This window comes from Pseudomonas orientalis (assembly GCF_022807995.1).
GTDB classification, from domain to species: Bacteria; Pseudomonadota; Gammaproteobacteria; order Pseudomonadales; family Pseudomonadaceae; genus Aquipseudomonas; species Aquipseudomonas orientalis_B.
Genome location: NZ_CP094351.1, coordinates 3,532,436 through 3,550,365 on the forward strand (window position 1 = coordinate 3,532,436; position 17,930 = coordinate 3,550,365).

Sequence of the window (17,930 nt, forward strand, 5' to 3'; positions counted from 1 at the left end):
TGTCCACAGGTAATCAATGATTTTCCATAGGCGCGCCCCATGACCGATCGCCGTGAACGCTTGAAGAAACTGACCGACAGCACCCTGAGGATGAACAAGGGGTTGGTGCTGCTGTGTGGGCTGGCGTCGCTGCTGGTCGGGCTGAGCGGTTGGGGCTTGCACCGCATGGTTGAGGACCAGCGCAATGCCGTTCGGCTTCACTTCGCCAGGCTCATGGAAAATATCGCGGAGCAGGAGGCCTTCCTGTACGCCATCCTTCAGCGCAACGCTTCAGGCATCCCACTGAAGGTCTCGCAGACACCGCTGTACCTGAGCGAGCCGCTGCCTAATGAAGGGCCGAACATCTACAAAGGCCAGGAACTGTCCTTTTCAATGCCGTTCAGTGTCTATATCAACCCGGAATCGATCGCACCCCGCGAACACAAAAAGATTCTCGCGCTGGGTGCACAGGTGGCGAGTTTTTACAGCGCGTTCTGGTCAGCCGCGTATTACCAGTCGCCCCAAGTGTTTGTGTTCAATGTACCGGACCACTTTGATATCGCAGTGCCTGCCGCCGGGCAGTTGCGCCGGGCCGGGCAGATTCAGGGGGGCACCTTCAGCCAGGTCATGATTGATATGTTGCGCCAATTGCACGCCAGCAATCCGCAGCCGCTGGACAGCCAGGTGCACTGGGTGAGCTATGCGTCGCATATCGGCAACGCGCCGCCCACAGTGCTCGGGTACATCAATATCGACGTACCGGCAAGCCAACTGGGTATCAAAGGCGCCAGTTCCTGGATGGTGGTTGCCTCGCTGCTGAACCTGAGCCAGATCAACGACGTCGAGCGCATCACGCAATGGCCCATCTATGATCGCTTCAGCTTGGCCGCGCCCAATGGCGAGCGAGTGATTGGCACGGAACAACCGCAACGGGACGCACGCGACGGGCTGCACCTGCGCAGCGATGGCTTGGTGTTCAAGGTCTCCAGTCAAGGCGCGCAGCCCTGGTCTGCCCTGTATGTCGTGGGCTTCAAGAGCTTCATCAATTATGCCTGGTGGCCTCTGCTGGGGCTTTTATCCCTGGTTTCGTTGAGCATCGGCGGCAGTTGGGCGTTTAATCGCTGGTATAAATCCCGGGTGGTGCTGCCCGCCCATCGCGCCCACGAAAGCATTGCCGAGAGCGAAGCGTTCAGCCGCGCGATCATTGATACCGCCCCCACCGGCCTGTGCGTAGTGCGGTGCGAAGACCATCAGATCCTGATGGAAAACCGCACCCTGCAAGCCTGGCAACAGACCGGCCAACTGATTGCCACACTCGACCAGAAACACTTGCTCCACCAACCTGGCGAAACCGACCTGGAGATTGCGGGCCGCTACTTGCATGTGGGGTTGGTTCAAGCTCGTTACCAGGGCGAGGATGTGTGGATCTGTGCGCTCCACGACGTGACCCGCCACGTCGAAGACGCTGCCGCACTGGAAACCGCGCGCTATGCCGCCGACGCCGCCAACGAAGCCAAAACCCGCTTCCTGGCGACCATGAGCCATGAAATCCGCACGCCTCTTTACGGCGTGCTCGGGACGTTGGAGCTACTGGGATTGACCGCGCTGGCGCCGCGCCAACAAGCCTACCTGCGCACCATCCAACGCTCGTCAGCGACGCTGTTTCAACTGATCAGCGACGTGCTGGACGTGTCCAAGATCGAAGCTGGGCAAATGACCATCGAACTCCAGGCATTCTGCCCGCTGGAGTTGACCGAAGACACCCTGCGCACCTACAGCGCCTTTGCCCGATCCAAGGGGTTGCAACTGTATGCGTGCATCGATGCGAACCTGCCTGACAGGGTCCAAGGCGACCCGCAGCGCATTCGGCAGATCCTCAATAACCTGCTGAGCAATGCGATCAAATTCACCGATCACGGGCGAGTCGTCGTGCGTGTTCAGGTCATGGAAAATAAAGCCGGCAGTGTCGAACTGCAATGGCAGGTCAGTGATTCCGGTATCGGCATCTCCCAGGCGCAGCAGACCCAACTCTTCGACCCGTTTTATCAGGTTCGCGATGCCACCAGCGAGGCAGGCGCAGGCCTGGGCCTGGCCATCTGCCGCTGGCTGTGCGAATTGATGGACGGCCAACTGCGAGTGGTCAGCGAGCCGGGGCTGGGCAGCAGTTTTTCACTAAGCCTGACGCTGGCCTGCGTCGACGGCCAGCTCAGCAACTGCCCCGCTTTCAGCGCCTCTGCACCCCTGCTGTATATTCAGGCACCCGCGCCGGAGTTGGCGCACCATATCAGCCAGTGGCTCAATCGCTTCGGCCAGCAAACGCGCAGCCTCAGCCCGGACCTGAAACACACCGCTTCTTCGTCCGCACTGCTCCTGGACATGCTGGCGTCGGGTCAGGAATCACTCTGGGCCGGGCCCCGTGTGACCGCCACGGCGGGAGGCCCCAACCCGCCTGAGTACACCGACAAGGGCTGGACCGTCGATGCCCACGATATCCGCGCGATAGCCTGGGCGATCAGTTACGCCCAACAGGGTGACAACGCCCCCAACGAACCCACGCAGACCCAACAGGCTCGACGCCTGGACCTGAACATCCTGATTGCCGAGGACAACCCGATCAATCAGGCCATCATCAAAGAGCAACTCGAAGCGCTGGGCTGCTCGGTGGTGGCCAGCGCCAACGGCGAACAGGCCCTGCATCAATGGCTACCGGGGTTGTTCGACCTGGTCATGACCGACATCAACATGCCGGTGATGAATGGCTATGAGCTGGCCAAGGCGCTGCGCAGCAACGATCCCGACTTGCCTATACTCGGCATCACCGCCAACGCTTTGCACGATGAAGGTGAGCGCTGCCTGGCAGCCGGAATGAATGCCTGGCTCGTCAAGCCGCTGACCCTGCACACGTTGCGCGCGCAGCTGAGCAAATATTGCCAACCGGCGGCCCCTTCACACACAGCCGCGCTCAGCGACCACGCCGATGCAGCCCACGAACACGCGTTGCCACAGCTGTCGCCGAAAATGCGCACGCTGTTCATCAGTACCCTGCAGCAGGACATTGAAAAGCTGCGCACGCTGCTCAATGGCAACGATGCCACAGGCACAGCCCACACGCTGCATAGCATGGCGGGCGCACTGGGTGCCGTGCAGGCTCTCGAATTGTCCGATACCTGCATCGCCCTGGAAAACCAGTTGGCCGGCCAAGTCATCACCCCTGCATTGATACAAGAAATCGAGACAATGCTGGACCAGTTGCGGACAATGCTCGACGCGCTGCAAAGTTCGGATCGCACTTAACACCAGATAAGGAACAGCCATACATGGATATTCTCAACGTCGTGATCGCCGATGATCACCCGATTGTACTGCTGGGTGTACGCGAGCTTATCGAACGCGATGAGCGCTTTCGCGTGACGGGAGAAGCGGTGTGCTCCGACGGCTTGATCGACTTGCTCAGGCACCAGAATGTTGACCTGGCAATCACGGATTTCAATATGCCCGGCGATTCGCCCTACGGCGACGGCCTGAAGCTTGTGGAGTACCTGCGGCGGCACTTTCCCCAAGTGAAAATCCTGCTGCTGACGATGATCTCAAATCCGTTGATCCTGACCCGCCTGCATGAGTTGGGAGTGGTGGGCGTGATTCAGAAAAACCAGCTGCACAACGACATCGAGGCGGCGCTCACAGCCATCGCGCAAGACCGCGCCTTCAAGAGCGCCATGCCAGAACCGACCTGCGTCAGGGCGCCGAACATCGCGCTGGATGAACGCATGTCAACGCTGACGCTGAAGGAGCTGGAGGTGTTGCGCATGTATGTGCTGGGGCAAAGCGTCTCCGACATTGCGCGGACGCAATCGCGAAGTGTGAAAACCATCAGCGCACAGAAGAAATCCGCCATGCGTAAGCTGGAAGTGTCCAGTGACCAGGATTTGATCACGTACTGCCTTGAGAACAACACCTTTAACTGATGCACACCACGGCAGGACAGGTTGCAGCGAAGAGCGGCATGCATGGGTTGACTGATGTTTGCCGTTGACGTGCTGTTAAGCACGAGCCTACTTCGTGCCCGAACCGCTCATCAGCCACATCAGTCCGCACGCGAATATAATCAACGTTATCGCAATCACTACAAATCCAAACATTATTTACACCGACAAGAGGGCTTGACGGAGTTTACTTCCGGACTTTTAAAAACATCCATAAGAACATTCTTAAATACCCTCATTGCTTTACAGCGCTAATAACAGCCTTTCCCACCTCTCAACTCACCTTATAAGAATCGTCTTATGGCCTCTGGCCACGCGGTCTTTTAAATTTATAACGTGTTCGAAAACACGTTATTTTAATTTTAATTGGACCCTCCATGAAAAAGCTCTCGCTGACATTGCTCACACTTTCCATGCTCGCGGCGGCAGGCCAGTCTTTTGCAGCTGACGCGGTTGCCCCCGTCGCTGCAGGCAGCGGCACTATCAACTTCAGCGGCATCATCAACAATGACGCCTGCTCGGTTGAAGATGCCGGCTTGAATAAGACCATTTCCGTGCCGATGGGCGAAGTGTCCATCAAAGACATGGGCACCGATGCCGCGCCTAAAGGCAGCGGTAAAATGAGCGCCGAAAACTTTGCTATGAACATCAGTTGCAACGCCGGCACCAAAGTGTCAATGATCTTTCAACCGACCACCGGCGCAGGTACTGGCCTGTGGCCCGGCACTAAAGTACTGAAGTTGGTCGACGGCCTGGGTGCTGCTAAAAACATCGGTATCGCCCTGCTTGACTCCAACGGCGCGCAAATTGACCTGACCTCGCCCGCCACTGCGAGGATCGACAACACCCTGCAAGACGGTAGCGCCAGCCTCAAGTTCTCTGCCGCCTATGTCACCGTCGGCGATATCAAGAACGTAGTCGCCGGTCGTGGCGACGCGATCCTGCCGTTCACCCTGCAATACGAATAACAGCGCTCCGCTGATATTGCGCGGGGCCTTTCCGGCCCCGCCTCTTTTGATTTATCAGGCAATCCCGAATGTTCAAACTTCGTTTCTTGTCCTTATGCATGGGTTTGCAGTGCGTGCTACTGGCAACCTCTGCCAACGCGGGAATTTCCTTGAGCGCCACACGCCTGGTGTTCGATGGCGCACATAAAGAAGTCAGTATCAACGTACGCAACAATGGCGATGACCTCTTGATTCAATCCTGGGTTGAACAGGACGGCCCAGTACCTGGCTCCGCACCGTTCGCCGTCACGCCACCGCTGGCGCGAATCATGAGCAAACAGCAGCAACTGCTTCGGGTTATTTACGAGGGCGGGGGCATGCCCACTGATAAAGAGTCTGTGGTATGGCTCAATGTGCAGGAAATCCCACAGGCCAGCACAACCAAAAACACGCTGCAATTGGCCGTGCGTCAGCGCATCAAAGTGTTCTTTCGCCCTGTTGGGTTGGCCGAGAAAGCTTACTTGGCGCCCAAGCAGTTGTTATGGCAATTGGCCGAGCAAGATGGACGCACCGTATTAAAGGTCAGCAACCCGGGCGTTTACCATGTTTCCATCGCCGAACTCACACTGGCCGCAGGCGCTATCAACGAACAGCCCTTCGATACCACCATGGTGGCGCCGGGCCAAACTAAAACGTTTCCTCTTAAAAAGTTGAGCAGTACAAACCCAGTCACGTTGAAATTCCTGAGTATCAACGATTACGGCGCCCAAGAACCTTACTCCGCAATCTTATCCCGCACCGCGGTAAGCGCTGAGACTGCCCTCTAATACGCCAGCACCCACTTCGTGAACGTGCTCCTTCATCGACGCATTCGACTTATATTCTTTAGTCAATAGGGCTGGGCATGTCGTTATACCCACGCAGCAATTCTCATGACTTAATCAAACGCCCCTTTGTATATAACACGGGCCTGAATGCCGTGTACCTGGCCGTCGCCCTGGCGGTTCCTCAACTGGCCAACGCTGGCGATCCAAGTATCACAGCAGAAGCGACACAAAGTGCCCGGTACAACACCTCTTTTCTGCAAGGCGCCGGCTCGGCAGTGGACCTGGACTTGCTGCTGTCCCCCAGCCGCGTGATTCCCGGCCAATACCGCGTTGACGTTTACAGCAACGAGGTATTGGTGGGCCGCCGCGATATCGACTTTGAGCTGATGCCGGGCTCCCACCAGGTCGAAGCCTGCCTGACGCTGGATATCGTGCAGCAGTTGGGCATCGACATGGGCAAGCTCGAAGCCGGCGGCCTGCTCAGGCCCGATGCGCAGGACACCTGTCACGACTTGCCGACGCTAATCGACAAAGCCACGGTCAGCTACGATCCGGCCCGCTTGCGCTTGGCGATCACGGTTCCGCAGGTGGCCATGCAGCGCGGCATGCGTGGCTACGTCGACCCCGCGCTCTGGGACTCGGGGGTAGCAGCGGCGTTCGTCAATTACCAGCTCAGCAGCAACCGCAACCACACCGACACCGCGACGTCGGTTTCGAACAATCTCGGCCTGCGCAACGGCATCAACCTCGGTGCCTGGCGGTTGCGCAACGAGTCCAACTTCAGCAGCCGCACCGGCCAACCGAACCGGTTCAGCAGCAACCGCAGCTATCTACAGCGCGACATCACCGCGTTGAAAGGCCAATTCAGCGCCGGTGACATTTTTTCCGATTCGCAGATCTTCGACAGCGTGCGTTACCGCGGCGTGAAACTGAGTTCGGACGAGGGCATGCGCGCCGACAGTGAGCGCGGTTACGCGCCGATTATCCGCGGGGTGGCAGAGACCAATGCCACGGTCGAAATCCGTCAGAATAATTACATTCTGTATACCACCAGCGTGCCGCCGGGCCCGTTTGAGATCAACGACATTTACCCCAGCGGCTCCAACGGCGACTTGCAAGTCACCATCATCGAGGCCGATGGCCGGCGCCGCGAAACCCAGCAGGCATTCTCAAGCCTGCCGGTGATGGTGCGCAAAGGCCAACTCAACTACAGCGTTTCGGCGGGCCAATACAACAGCCATGCCGAAGGGTTGGACACCCCAAAGTTTTTCAGCAGCACGCTGGCCTATGGCATGAGCAGCAACATGACCGGCATCCTCGGCGTGCAGGCCTCCGACGCCTTCAAGGCCATGTCTTTGGGCATCGGCCGCAATACCCCGATTGGCGCCGTCTCATTTGACGTCACGCACTCCGCCAGCCAGGCGGGCGACCAGTCGACCAGCGGCAACAGTTTGCGCATGCTGTACGCCAAGACCTTCACCGGTACCGACACCAACTTCACCCTCGCCGCCTACCGCTATTCCACCGAGGGCTACCGCACCTTGTCCGAGCATATCGAGGACCTGAGCGCCGAGGGCCAGCGCCGCGGTAATTCCAAGACGCGAACCGACCTCACCATCAGCCAGAGCCTGGGCCGCAACCAGCGGTTCGGCAACCTTTACCTCAATGCCACCGACCAGCGCTACTGGGGACGGGGCGGCACGCAAAGCCTGTCGGCAGGCTACAGCAATAGCTGGCGCGACCTGAGCTATAACCTCGGCGTGACCCACACCAAAGACATCGGCAACAACGGCCCATCGAATAACGACACCCAGGTCAACCTCTCGCTGTCGTTCCCACTGGGCTCCACGCCACGGGCCCCCAGGGCTTTTGTTTCAGCCAATACGCAAAAATCCGGCAATAACACCCAACTGGGCGTGAATGGCTATTTGTCGGAAAACAGCGACACCTACTATTCCGTGCAGGCCGGCAACAGCAGCACCAGCGGCAGCACCGGCTCGGCAAGCCTCAGCACGCGAAGCTCATTCGTCGATGCCAATGTCGGCTACAGCCAGGGCCGCGGCTACAGTTCGCAAAACCTCAACCTGGCCGGCTCGGTGGTCGCCCATGCCGGCGGCATCAACCTGGGCCAGACCCTCGGCGAAACCTTTGCCCTGGCCGAAGTACCGGGCGCACCGGCCGGCGTCAAGATTGCCAGTTACAGCGGCACTCAAACCGGCGCCAACGGCTTCGCGGTGATCCCCAATACGCAACCCTACCGCGTCAACTGGATCAGCCTGGACACCCGCGACCTGGGCACCAATATCGAAATCGAAAACGCCACACAACAAGTGGTGCCAAGGCGCGGCGCGGCGGTGCTGGTGCGCTACCTGGCCGAGTCCGGGCGCCGCGTGCAGTTCGAGTTGTTCGACGGCGCTGGCACCCCCCTGCCCTTTGGTGCAGCCCTGGAGGATGCGACCGGCAAACAGATCGCCATCAGCGACCCCAACGGCAAAGCGCTTGCGTTGGTGACCGAGCAACACGCCACCCTCACCATCAAGTGGGCCGGCCAACAGTGCGAGGCGGGTTACTCGCTGCCTGAGCGCGATGAAACGCGCAACTACGAGCGCGTGGCGTTGAAGTGTCTACCGTGAGCAAACGCACCGCCAGCATTCGAGGCGGCGTCCCAGTATCCCCCCTCAGCGCACGGTGCCCGACATCTTGGCGCTATGACTCAGTAGGAAAACCTGCCGTGACCCCCCCTTTCAAAAAGCTGCGAAACACCGTTGCCACCTTGCTGACGCTGGCCGCGTTTTACGCCACCTCAGCAGCCGCTGCCACCTGTACCACACAAACCGAAACTACCCTGCTGAACTTACCCGACATGACGGTGCGGCATGACACGCCTATCGGAGCTGAGATCGGCGCGACCGTCATCAGCCCCCCCGTGAATGCTTTTTCCTGTACCAACGGTTGGACTTACCAAGAAACTTTTGTAAAGGCTTTAGGCGCAGCTGCCGCACAGATCAATGGGAATAATATTTACAAGTTTGGCACAGCAAATGCCGGTATTGGCTACGCCGTGTACGGTCAAGACTGTGGCACGCGCTACGTTGCGGTAAATGGCACAGACAGCGCAGGTTCAGACTTTAGAAAACTCTGCGCGGTGAACGGGACCTTCTCAAGTAGTAGTCAGTTTCAGAGGTCGTTGAAATTGGTGTTCTACAAGATCGGCACCATCACGCCCGGCAGGAAATCAGGCCAGGCGGTAGCTGAAATGCACTTGCGCAATAACAGAACTTCATGGCAATCCCCGGCGTCACGCGTAAGCGCTTCAGGCTTCACCGTCAACTCGTTGGGCTGCTATGTAAGCAAGACTGAAGTCGATGTGCCCATGGGCGAAGTGGAGATGCAACGCTTACACCCCCTTGGCAGTACCGTGGGGGAGCGGGAGTTTTCCATTCCCCTGAACTGCGATATCGGCACCAAAGTCAAATTGACGTTGACCCCGGGCACCAGCGGTGTCTATGACAACACCAAAGGGTTGATCAACTTGGCAAACCCGACCTCAGCGAGTACGGCTCAGGGCGTGAAGATTCAGCTGGTGACCAATGACGTGCCCGTCATCTATGACAAACCATTGGAAATGGGCGTACAAACCGGCAAGGGTATTTTTACCATCCCGTTGACAGCACGCTACTACCGTAGCCAGCAGCCGCTTAAGGCCGGTATTGCCAACAGCAGCGTGATTTATACCATTACCTACGAATAGAAACGAAGCTTCGCGCTGGCCCCCCGGACTGAAGTGCGTTGAAGTCAATTCTAGGTAACTCGACACTTTTTGTTGCCGGCAATACCCTGCTGCGCCTCACCGATAATCCAGGCTCAAGGTGTACTGCCCGGCAAACTCACCGGCCGGGTAAGCGCCCGCTTGCAGCTGTGGGCGAAACCCCAGCCTGATGAGATTGGCGCCCTTGACCATGGCAAAACTGCGGGGTGTGGCAAAGTCGACCGCGGTGCCGTTATCGGCCCAGGTGGCAGCCATGAGCAATCCATCAAGCGTGGTGGCGGACAGGCCGGCGCTAGCGCTCACAATCCCCTGGGTGGGAGACAGGCGCGCGCTCACATTCTTCGTCCCCGTGCAGTTAAGGCTGATATCAGCTATCCGTTGTGTGGAACCGAATTCGTCACTGTTGAGTGTGCCAAACGGAAGCGAGAGACTTGAAGCCGAACCTAATGAGCATGCGGGTTCGGGGACGGTGTAACGTACAAGGGCAGAGACCACCATCCCGTTATAACTTACCTCTGGCGCATTTGCCACCAGATTGACCGAGATGGAATAAGAGCCTGGTATTTCACTCGCGTTTCCGGTTATCCTCGCTTGCAGCGCAAGCGAGTACATTAAGTTGCTTAAACCCGCATAGCAATTCTCTAACATGCATACATCCGTTCTTAATGATTTCTGGGACGGTATTACCCGTCCGTTTGCCATGATTACCAATGCGGGTCCCGAGCCTTGCCGATAAAATTGCAGATGCTGCAAATAAGGCGCCTTTGTAGTGCTCAGGAGTACTTTACATACACTAACCACTATAACCTCAATACTTTGCTTGGGCTCTATAACGCCAAGCTCTATGTTCGACGCATCCTGAGTACAGCTTAAAACCTGCGCAGCAAATGACGTCTTATAATTCAGGCAGCATAAAAGTGCGAATAACAAACGGACAGCACGCCGCGCGCCTGGCTGCCGACCTGCGAAAGAAAAATATATGATTTTCAGCATTTCCAGCTCGCTTATTTTATAACGAGCAAGGCTTCCCTTGTCTCGAGTCAAAGGTAAAGAACTTCCAACAGCAATATCGCGTTGTAGTTGCCGATGGCCGGCAACTGCTCGCCGGTTTTGACCGCGCGCACCGAGAACTTCAACTTCAATATTTCGTCGGGCACGTCAAAGAGCAGCGACTCTCCTAGCGTCATTGCAACCTGACGCGTCACTGCGCTCACGTCGCTTAATTGTGTCTGCAGTCCCAATGTATCGAGCGTGGTACGCATAGTGTGTGGGTCGTAGGTGCCACTGCCCGACGTAAAACGCAATTGGACACGGCTGTGTTTAGCGCACTGAAAACCAAACTCCACATCAGTCCAGGGGGTTATCCTCGACTGCAGTGAGTTGAGGTTGACCTTGGGCACTTCCACACTCTGTGTCGAAGCGAAGGTGGCCGTACAGGGCGGCTTGATCAAAGTGCCACTAATTTCCAGGCGGGTGGTATCGGCAGCCCAGGCAGCCTGGGGTGAACACAACACTTCGGCCATGACCACGCCGGTCCACAGCATTGCCCTGAAGGCCCAGCCCATGTCAGAGATACTCGATGCTGACGACCGTCGAGGCACTGAAAGAACCTTCGGTCAACGTACCCGTAGATATCAGCTTGGCCTTCATGCCGAGGTCGACAGCGCCGCTTAACTTGGTCAAGGTCTTCTTGACCCCGGTGATATTGACGTCCGAATTGTCGCTATTCCAAGTCAAGCCATATGCCAGGTTCGTCATACCCGTCGCGGCCTGGGTGGTCGAGCCGGCGACGGCACTGGAGGCCTTGACGCTGACATTTAACGAGGAATTGGGTGGGCATGTCAGGTTGATGGGCACCGCCACAAGCGGCGCTTTATCCACCTGGTCGTAACGCCGAGTGCCGAAGTCGACGCTCAGCGTCTTGCTGCCGGTGACGACGCAAGGCGGGCGCGTCAGGGTGCCACTGACATTGATCGTGACGGTATCGGTAATCGCGAATGCCGGCGAACAGGCGGTGCTAACCAATAGCATGACGCTGGCCGATCGGAGTAATTTCATTATTCTGCTCCTGCAGGAATCAAAGGAAAGTGAGGTAGCGGATACATGGGTAGATACGCGCGCAACGCGCGCCAGGGCTGTGTTTCAATCCTCGCCAGCGACCGGTGTGGCATCGCATGTAAATTTGAGTTGGTTAATGCCGCTCTCGGCCAGCCCGTAAGTACGCAAGTCCAGATCATTGCTGCACCAGGACCTGCCATTGACCTTGACCACCAGTCGAGACTGGTCAGGTACGCCGGTAAGGAAAACCCGGCCCTTGTCAGCCACCATCGCGCTGCTCAGCGAGGCACCCGCCGTATCTAAAAGCTGAACAGTTGCCGCAAAAGGCGCGGGAACACCCTGTGCCGTCTCAACCGCCACCAGCAGGCGGCGACCGTTCTGGGTCTTGAAGCGCGCCAACACGAACGCACCGCGATTGGGGGTGACTTCCTGCACCAGCCCGGCGATATCAACGTTGTCGGATAACGACTGGGTGTCGAGCGACACGCGGTTGTCGCGGTAAGGCTGCGCCGAGGAAATGATCGTATAACCACTGCTGTTGGTTCGGACCCCGCTGCGGGCCAACACCCCCACATCCGCAGCACCCGGGGTGGCCACGATGATGTTGGTTTCTCCCAGCGGCTGGGTGAACATCAGCGTGTCGCGCATGGCGACCACGCCCCCTTCGATGCCGTAATCCATCTGCCGGGTGTCTTGCTCGCGGCTGTACGAACCGTGCCAGATGGCATTGGCGCCGGTGTAACGTGCGGCAATCGAGCTGCCCAATACCCGGTCCTCGTCACTCAGTTGCTGATTGATGCCGAGGTTGTAGGACAGTGCGCCGTCATCGAAGCTTGAACCGCTGAAGGTGGCCGACCGGATGTCGTTCCCATTGGAGTCGCGGTTATTACTGAGGCCGACCCGGCTGGTGCTGCCGCCAGGTTTACCCAGCGGAACACTCACGCTCAAAGACAGGCTGCGAATGTCATCGCCATTGCCCGCGCTCTGCGCCAGGCCCAGGTTGTAAGAGGCGCGCCCCACGCTGAAGCTGTAACCCAGCTGGATCGAGGTGTTGCTGGTGGCCACGTTCCAGTAATCGGTTTTGGTGAGGTTGGCGTACATGCCGCCATAGTCACCCAACTGCTGTGCGACGTTGGCGGTGAAGCTGCTCTTCATATGGCCTTGCAGGTACGGCGAAAACACCTGCCCGTTGAACAGTGATTCACCTGCGTACGGCTGCAGGGAGCGGCTGGCCCGCGCATTGTTGGCTTCATTGAAGCTGTAGTAACCACTGGTGGAATAGCGATAGCCGATCAAGCTGAAATTGGTATCGGTCAGGCTCAGGGTCTTGGAATAGCGAAAACGATAAGATTGGCCGGACAACGTTTTGCCTTGCGGCCCCAGGTCGGCCGTGATCGCGTGGGTTACATCGAGGGAAATGGCACCGAAGCCGGCGAAGTCGTGGGCAAACCCCAACAGTGAAGACTTATATTGATCGCTGACGATCGCGCCGCCAAACAACGTAGTGCCATCCGTCAGGCCACGCCGCAAAGTACCCAGGACAAACGCTGGCTTAGCCTGATTCACCGCCCCTTGCGCGGGTCGATATTGGCCCGCCGTCAGCGCATAGCTCTGTTGGCCTTCGCGCAGCATGTACGGCACCGAGGAGAAGGATTGGGTGTAGACCTGGCGCTCGCCATTGGGGCCCTGGATCGAGACTTCGATGTCACCGTTGCTGGGGGTGGAGTACAGATCCTTGAGCGCGAACGGCCCGGACGGTACCCACTGCTCACTGATGACGTAGCCGCGTTGGCGCAGGGTCACCAATGAGCGACCATTGGCAACCCCGCGCACCACCGGGGCAAAGTTACGTGAGTCGTCAGGCAGCATGTCCAGGTCGGACTCAATGCCGACGCCACGATAGGAGATGGACTCAAACAGGTCGCTGTCGGTCGAGCTTTCGCCGACCGTGGCAATCGCCATCATGTTGCCCATATCCCGTTGGGCGTAAGTGTCCACCGATTTCCACTGGCCCGGGAGCTGGGTGCTTTTTTGCCAAGTGGAGAAATTACGCAATCGCCACGCGCCCGCATTGACACCACTGCGCAGGCTGCCGAATTGCGATTGACGGTTGCCGTAGCCGGACTGGTACTGGCTGGCGGAAAAGCTGTAGTTGGTGAACGCGACTGGCTCGCCATCGCTCCAGCTTTTGCGCCGCGTCGCGAAGGGGATGCTGCCGATATAGGCTTGGGGAATCTGCAGGTCCAGGTGCTGCTTATGAAAGTCGTAGCTGTAAGACACATCAGCCAGGTCACGGCTGAAGTAGACACATTGGTCGACACTGACCTCGGCATTTATCAGCCGGTTTGGGTCAACACCCAGCGCCTCAAGACCTTCAACGCTCAAACAAGGAAACAGTCCGGTGGACGTAGGCCGCTGCTGCGCCGCCTCCCGTACAAAGCGCACATCACGTTGTTCGATCATCCGGTTATCCACGCTCAGAGTGACCCGATAAACCCCCGGCAATTGGCCCTGGCTGAGGGTTTTGATTTGTTCGGCGACTTCGGGCGAACTATGCCCGCCGCCAATTTCCAGAAAAGTTGCATCGAAACTGTATTCGGCCTGGGCAAAGGTACTGGTCAGGCCCGCGACACTCAGCACCAGGGACCGCCAGTAGTTGGCTAAACGTATGGGGGCGTACAGACATACAGGCGGCATCAGGGTTTCCTTACCGTTTAGCGCACGCTGACAGGATCGGTTTTAACCGTACTTCCGTATTCGTTGATGTAACTGAGCACAAGGGTATCGCCGCGCTTGAGCGGGTGCGCAGACTTCGCCGTACTGCCTGGGCGTATCACTTCAGGTATTTGCGTATCCGCAGCGCCGTTGACCAGCAGCTCACTGACGACGACATTGAAACCTGAGGGGTTATGAACGCTCAGTTTTCCGTCCTGTACCTGCCACTCCAAGTTGGCCACGGCCTCTTTAAGCGTGCCCTTCAAATCAGCGGGGCGATAAAACAACTTGATGGTGGTTTTAAGGGCAATCTGTAATACATTTTGATCGCGCTGTTCCGCGGGTGCGGCGGGGATAGCTTTTACGTTGATCAAAAACAGACTTTCTTTATCAGGCGGCAACTGCTTAACATCAGTTGCGATAATCCGCAGAATATTCTGGCTTTGCGCATCCAGGCGAAACAGCGGCGGCGTCATGATAAATTCATCAGCGCTTTGATTGCGGTCCTCATAAGCGCTGACCCAAGACTGCACCAGGTATGGCGAGTTTTCATCAGTATTGGAAACGGAAAGGTTCGCTTCCTTATCCTGACCTTGATACACCACTCTAGTCGTGCCCACATTAACGCCTGCCTGAACTTGCGGCAGCCATGAGCACACCAGCAGCGCAGCAAACGCGGCGGCTTTTATATGCATGAAATTTATCCTATCGAGGTAACGCCACGGCTCGCCAAACGGAATAAGCCGTGGCGTTAGTTACTACGAGTTACTTATAGCTAACATCAAAGCTGGCCAGCGCATTGACTTGACCGGTACCAATACCACGGACACCCTCGGCGCCGTCTTTGCCTTCGGTGTCGACCACCAGGCGAACATACGAGGCGGTAAAGTCAAAGGTATTGGACTGAGGACGAAGGGCATAGTCGTTACTGGCCGTATTGAGCGCCAGTTTGTTGCCCGTGCGGGCATCATTGATTTGAATGCCCACACCCGGGACTTGATTGTCACCGGTCATACCCAGAAGGGTCGGATCAGTAGCCGATTGCTGGCCGCGAAAAGTAATCGCTGCGTTCTTAAGCGTTGCGGTACTGCAGTTTTCCAACGAAATGGAAAAGGGTACCGAGCCGGCTGTGGCGCCCACAGTATTGGCAAAGTCGAGCAGACGTACTTGCCCCATGTCCACGGCCTTCTTTACATTGGCGCTGACAATGGTGCACGCGTTGTCGTTGATCGAACCGCTGAATTCAACTTGGCCATCAGCGGCCTGCGCCCCCACTGTTGCCATTAATGCAAACAGCGAAGAACCACACAGCGCAGCGTACTTACCCAATTTATAATTCATGAATAATCATCCTTCATTACAGTGCTGGAGTTTAGAAGTTTACTTCCCTGTTAAACGGCAGTGCCGCAGCAGGTAATGACAGAGTGCGCCCCTGCACACCTCTAAACCATGAGACGATTCTCAATTGGTAACACTTCAACTAGTGCAACTTAATAAGCGCGCCCGCTTGCCGGGCACTTTTAGTGCTGCATCACCACTGATAGCCCACACCGACCGACAACCCCACCTCCCCTTGGGTATTGGTATTGCCCTGAAGCTTGCTCACCCAGCGCCCGTTATCCGAGATATGGGACATGCCGACCGCCAGCGCCGACTGCCCTCGGTAACCACTGACGCCCGCGGCCGTCATGCTCGCGCCCGGCGAGTAAGGCTGGGGCAATGCCGCCATGGCCATGGCCCCGGCAACGCCGGCGCTCAACTTGTCATCCAGGTTTTTGATATCTCGGTGCAAGGTGTTGTAGACCTGACGAGTCAAGGCATTTGCCTCAGCGAGGCCCTTGCTCATCTGGCCAAGGTTGACTGCATCAGTGGCCGAGGTACCGGCAGCCACATGAGTCATCTGGCGTTCCGCCCCTGCCTGGCCCAACGACACACTGTTATCGCGGTCCGCAACGGCATCGGTACCCAGCGCCACCGCGTTTTGCGCCGTTGCACTGGCCCCGTTACCGACGGCCACGGCGTTGGTTGCCGTAGCGCGGGCAGAGGAACCCAGGGCTGAGCTGTTGTGACCTGACGCCACGGCGCCCGCACCGGCGGCCACAGCATTCACGCCAGAAGCCACGGGCGCTACAACCGCTGCGCGGGCCAGCCCAGGGTTGACGTTGATCATGCCGTCCTGGCCATTTTTCAGCCGGTCGATGGCCGCATCACTGTTCTGCAGGTTGCCCGCCACTGCGCCCACCGACGTGCGCACCTCATTGAGTTGAGCCACGTTCACCGCATCGGTAGCCGCCGAGCCACCGGCCACATGGGTGATCTGACGCGCGTTGTCGGTGCTGCCGACCGACACGCTGTTGTCGCGATCTGCAACTGAACCCGCGCCCAGTGCGACCGAATCGTTGGCCACCGCCTGCGCACTCGCCCCCAACGCGACCGAATCGGTTCCAGACGCCACGGCATCGGCCCCGGTGGAATTGGCGCGCAGATACTTGACCCCGTCACCGCTGGCAATTGCGCTCAAGCCGCTCTCCAGCGTCTGCACCCGACCGTCCAGGCCATCGACGCGATGAGCAACTTCAAACAACTGCGAGCCGTTGACCGCCTCGGTGCTACCCGCCGCCAAGGTGCCAGCGTTGACGCCCGATAGGGTGCGATCGCCATCGACGCCAGCGAAATTAACCGAGCTGCCGCCGGAGGACTGGGCGAAGGCAAGCGCCTGGGTTTGTGCGTCTTGATTAACCAACCCCACCGCGCCAGCATTGAGCTTTGCAGTCAGGTTCTGCATATCGGCACCGCTTTGGGTGACCTGCGCACTCATCCCCTCCAGGGCCAGGTTGGTCGCATGGAGCTGGGAGCCATTCACGGCGTCAGTGGAGCCAGCGCCCACTCGCCCTGCCGCAAGGTTGATCAGTTGGCGTTTAAAGGAGCTACTGCCGACGCTGACAACCCCTTTTGAGCTGCTTCCAGCGAAATCGTAGTGTGCGCCGGCAATCGAAATGCCTGCGGTGCCGATCGCAGCGCTGGTAGATGAGTAGGCGCCTAGCGCGACACTGTCGCGATGTAACGCAGAGGAAGAACCACCGAGCGCAACGGCATTATCGGCAGATGCATTCGCATAATTACCCAGCGCCACGGCCCGGAAGCCGTCAGCGTTAGAGCGCCCACCCACTGCCGTAGCGCCACTACCGCTGGCCTTACTGACAATGCCAAATGCAGAGCTCTCCGCACTTTGAGCGCCAGACAATGTTCCCACTGCAGTGCTGTTTACGCCGGTCGCCTTCGCCGACGAGCCGACACTGGTTGCGCTGATCGCCGCCGCTTGTGCGCCAGCGCCAATGGCCAACGTGTTGATAGAGGTCGCTACCGCCTCGCCCTTGCCGTATGCCCCGTCCTTGATCTGTATGAAACCATCGTTGTAACTGGCAGCCGACGCCATCTGCGGGATGGCAATCACCGACAGGAGGATCAACCCACCCAACCCGACACTTCGCTTATGTTGACCCTGAAGCACACGCGAGCGCGTTGTTGTTTTCTTGCCCTGACCACTCACATGTTCAGACACCGCTACCCAGGCCCGGGTCGCTTCATTCCATGCCAGATTATAAATCTTATTCATTTTTTACATCCGCAAAACAACTTAAAGATGCAAAGC

At 57.9% G+C, this 17,930-nt stretch carries 13 protein-coding genes; 6 read left to right on the top strand and 7 right to left on the bottom strand.

The window, feature by feature from the left end:
• Nucleotides 1-39: 39 nt before the first annotated feature.
• The 6 genes from MRY17_RS15655 to MRY17_RS15680 all read left to right on the top strand — a co-directional run bounded on the left by MRY17_RS15655 (nt 40) and on the right by MRY17_RS15680 (nt 9,487).
• Entirely contained in the window at nt 40-3,273 is a 3,234-nt protein-coding gene (locus MRY17_RS15655) for a hybrid sensor histidine kinase/response regulator (RefSeq protein ID WP_243352439.1), read from the top strand.
• Between the two features lie 23 nt (nt 3,274-3,296).
• Entirely contained in the window at nt 3,297-3,944 is a 648-nt protein-coding gene (locus MRY17_RS15660; protein WP_243352440.1) for a response regulator, read from the top strand.
• Nucleotides 3,945-4,339: 395 nt separating this feature from the next.
• Nucleotides 4,340-4,930, top strand: a complete 591-nt coding sequence (locus tag MRY17_RS15665; RefSeq protein WP_243352441.1) for a fimbrial protein — start codon at nt 4,340-4,342, stop codon at nt 4,928-4,930.
• Nucleotides 4,931-4,998: 68 nt separating this feature from the next.
• The gene (locus tag MRY17_RS15670; RefSeq protein ID WP_243352442.1) at nt 4,999-5,736 is read left to right on the top strand and encodes a fimbrial biogenesis chaperone; all 738 of its coding nucleotides are present in this window, start codon (nt 4,999-5,001) and stop codon (nt 5,734-5,736) included.
• 185 nt (nt 5,737-5,921) lie between these two features.
• Nucleotides 5,922-8,369 carry a fimbria/pilus outer membrane usher protein gene (locus tag MRY17_RS15675; RefSeq protein ID WP_243353949.1) on the top strand — a complete coding sequence of 816 codons (2,448 nt, stop codon included), beginning with the start codon at nt 5,922-5,924 and terminating at the stop codon, nt 8,367-8,369.
• Nucleotides 8,370-8,467: 98 nt separating this feature from the next.
• Nucleotides 8,468-9,487 (top strand): fimbrial protein, encoded by a 1,020-nt coding sequence (locus MRY17_RS15680; RefSeq protein WP_243352443.1) that lies wholly within the window; start codon nt 8,468-8,470, stop codon nt 9,485-9,487.
• A 96-nt stretch (nt 9,488-9,583) separates the two neighbouring features.
• On the opposite strand, the gene MRY17_RS15685 is transcribed toward MRY17_RS15680, so the two are convergent.
• The 7 genes from MRY17_RS15685 to MRY17_RS15715 form a co-directional block, all read right to left on the bottom strand.
• A complete protein-coding gene (locus MRY17_RS15685; RefSeq protein ID WP_243352444.1) occupies nt 9,584-9,760 on the bottom strand; it encodes a hypothetical protein in 177 nt (58 codons plus the stop codon).
• A gap of 785 nt (nt 9,761-10,545) precedes the next feature.
• Nucleotides 10,546-11,070: a fimbrial protein gene (locus MRY17_RS15690; RefSeq protein WP_243352445.1), complete on the bottom strand. Its 525-nt coding sequence runs from the start codon at nt 11,068-11,070 to the stop codon at nt 10,546-10,548.
• A gap of 1 nt (nt 11,071) precedes the next feature.
• Nucleotides 11,072-11,563, bottom strand: coding sequence for a fimbrial protein (locus MRY17_RS15695; protein WP_243352446.1), 492 nt, complete (start codon nt 11,561-11,563; stop codon nt 11,072-11,074).
• An 84-nt stretch (nt 11,564-11,647) separates the two neighbouring features.
• Complete coding sequence (locus MRY17_RS15700) at nt 11,648-14,260, bottom strand: fimbria/pilus outer membrane usher protein (protein WP_243352447.1); 2,613 nt, start codon at nt 14,258-14,260, stop codon at nt 11,648-11,650.
• Between the two features lie 17 nt (nt 14,261-14,277).
• A complete protein-coding gene (locus MRY17_RS15705) occupies nt 14,278-14,973 on the bottom strand; it encodes a fimbrial biogenesis chaperone (RefSeq protein WP_243352448.1) in 696 nt (231 codons plus the stop codon).
• 70 nt (nt 14,974-15,043) lie between these two features.
• Nucleotides 15,044-15,619, bottom strand: a complete 576-nt coding sequence (locus MRY17_RS15710) for a fimbrial protein (RefSeq protein WP_243352449.1) — start codon at nt 15,617-15,619, stop codon at nt 15,044-15,046.
• Nucleotides 15,620-15,809: 190 nt separating this feature from the next.
• A complete protein-coding gene (locus tag MRY17_RS15715) occupies nt 15,810-17,894 on the bottom strand; it encodes a YadA-like family protein (RefSeq protein WP_243352450.1) in 2,085 nt (694 codons plus the stop codon).
• Between the last annotated feature and the right edge of the window lie 36 nt (nt 17,895-17,930).

Excerpts from the sequence above, each read along its gene's own strand:
- MRY17_RS15655 (WP_243352439.1), top strand. The coding sequence starts at position 40 with ATGACCGATCGCCGTGAACGCTTGAAGAAACTGACCGACAGCACCCTG.
- MRY17_RS15660 (WP_243352440.1), top strand. The coding sequence starts at position 3,297 with ATGGATATTCTCAACGTCGTGATCGCCGATGATCACCCGATTGTACTG.
- MRY17_RS15665 (WP_243352441.1), top strand. The coding sequence starts at position 4,340 with ATGAAAAAGCTCTCGCTGACATTGCTCACACTTTCCATGCTCGCGGCG.
- MRY17_RS15670 (WP_243352442.1), top strand. The coding sequence starts at position 4,999 with ATGTTCAAACTTCGTTTCTTGTCCTTATGCATGGGTTTGCAGTGCGTG.
- MRY17_RS15685 (WP_243352444.1), bottom strand. The coding sequence starts at position 9,760 with ATGGCTGCCACCTGGGCCGATAACGGCACCGCGGTCGACTTTGCCACA.
- MRY17_RS15690 (WP_243352445.1), bottom strand. The coding sequence starts at position 11,070 with ATGGGCTGGGCCTTCAGGGCAATGCTGTGGACCGGCGTGGTCATGGCC.
- MRY17_RS15695 (WP_243352446.1), bottom strand. The coding sequence starts at position 11,563 with ATGAAATTACTCCGATCGGCCAGCGTCATGCTATTGGTTAGCACCGCC.
- MRY17_RS15700 (WP_243352447.1), bottom strand. The coding sequence starts at position 14,260 with ATGCCGCCTGTATGTCTGTACGCCCCCATACGTTTAGCCAACTACTGG.
- MRY17_RS15705 (WP_243352448.1), bottom strand. The coding sequence starts at position 14,973 with ATGCATATAAAAGCCGCCGCGTTTGCTGCGCTGCTGGTGTGCTCATGG.
- MRY17_RS15710 (WP_243352449.1), bottom strand. The coding sequence starts at position 15,619 with ATGAATTATAAATTGGGTAAGTACGCTGCGCTGTGTGGTTCTTCGCTG.
- MRY17_RS15715 (WP_243352450.1), bottom strand. The coding sequence starts at position 17,894 with ATGAATAAGATTTATAATCTGGCATGGAATGAAGCGACCCGGGCCTGG.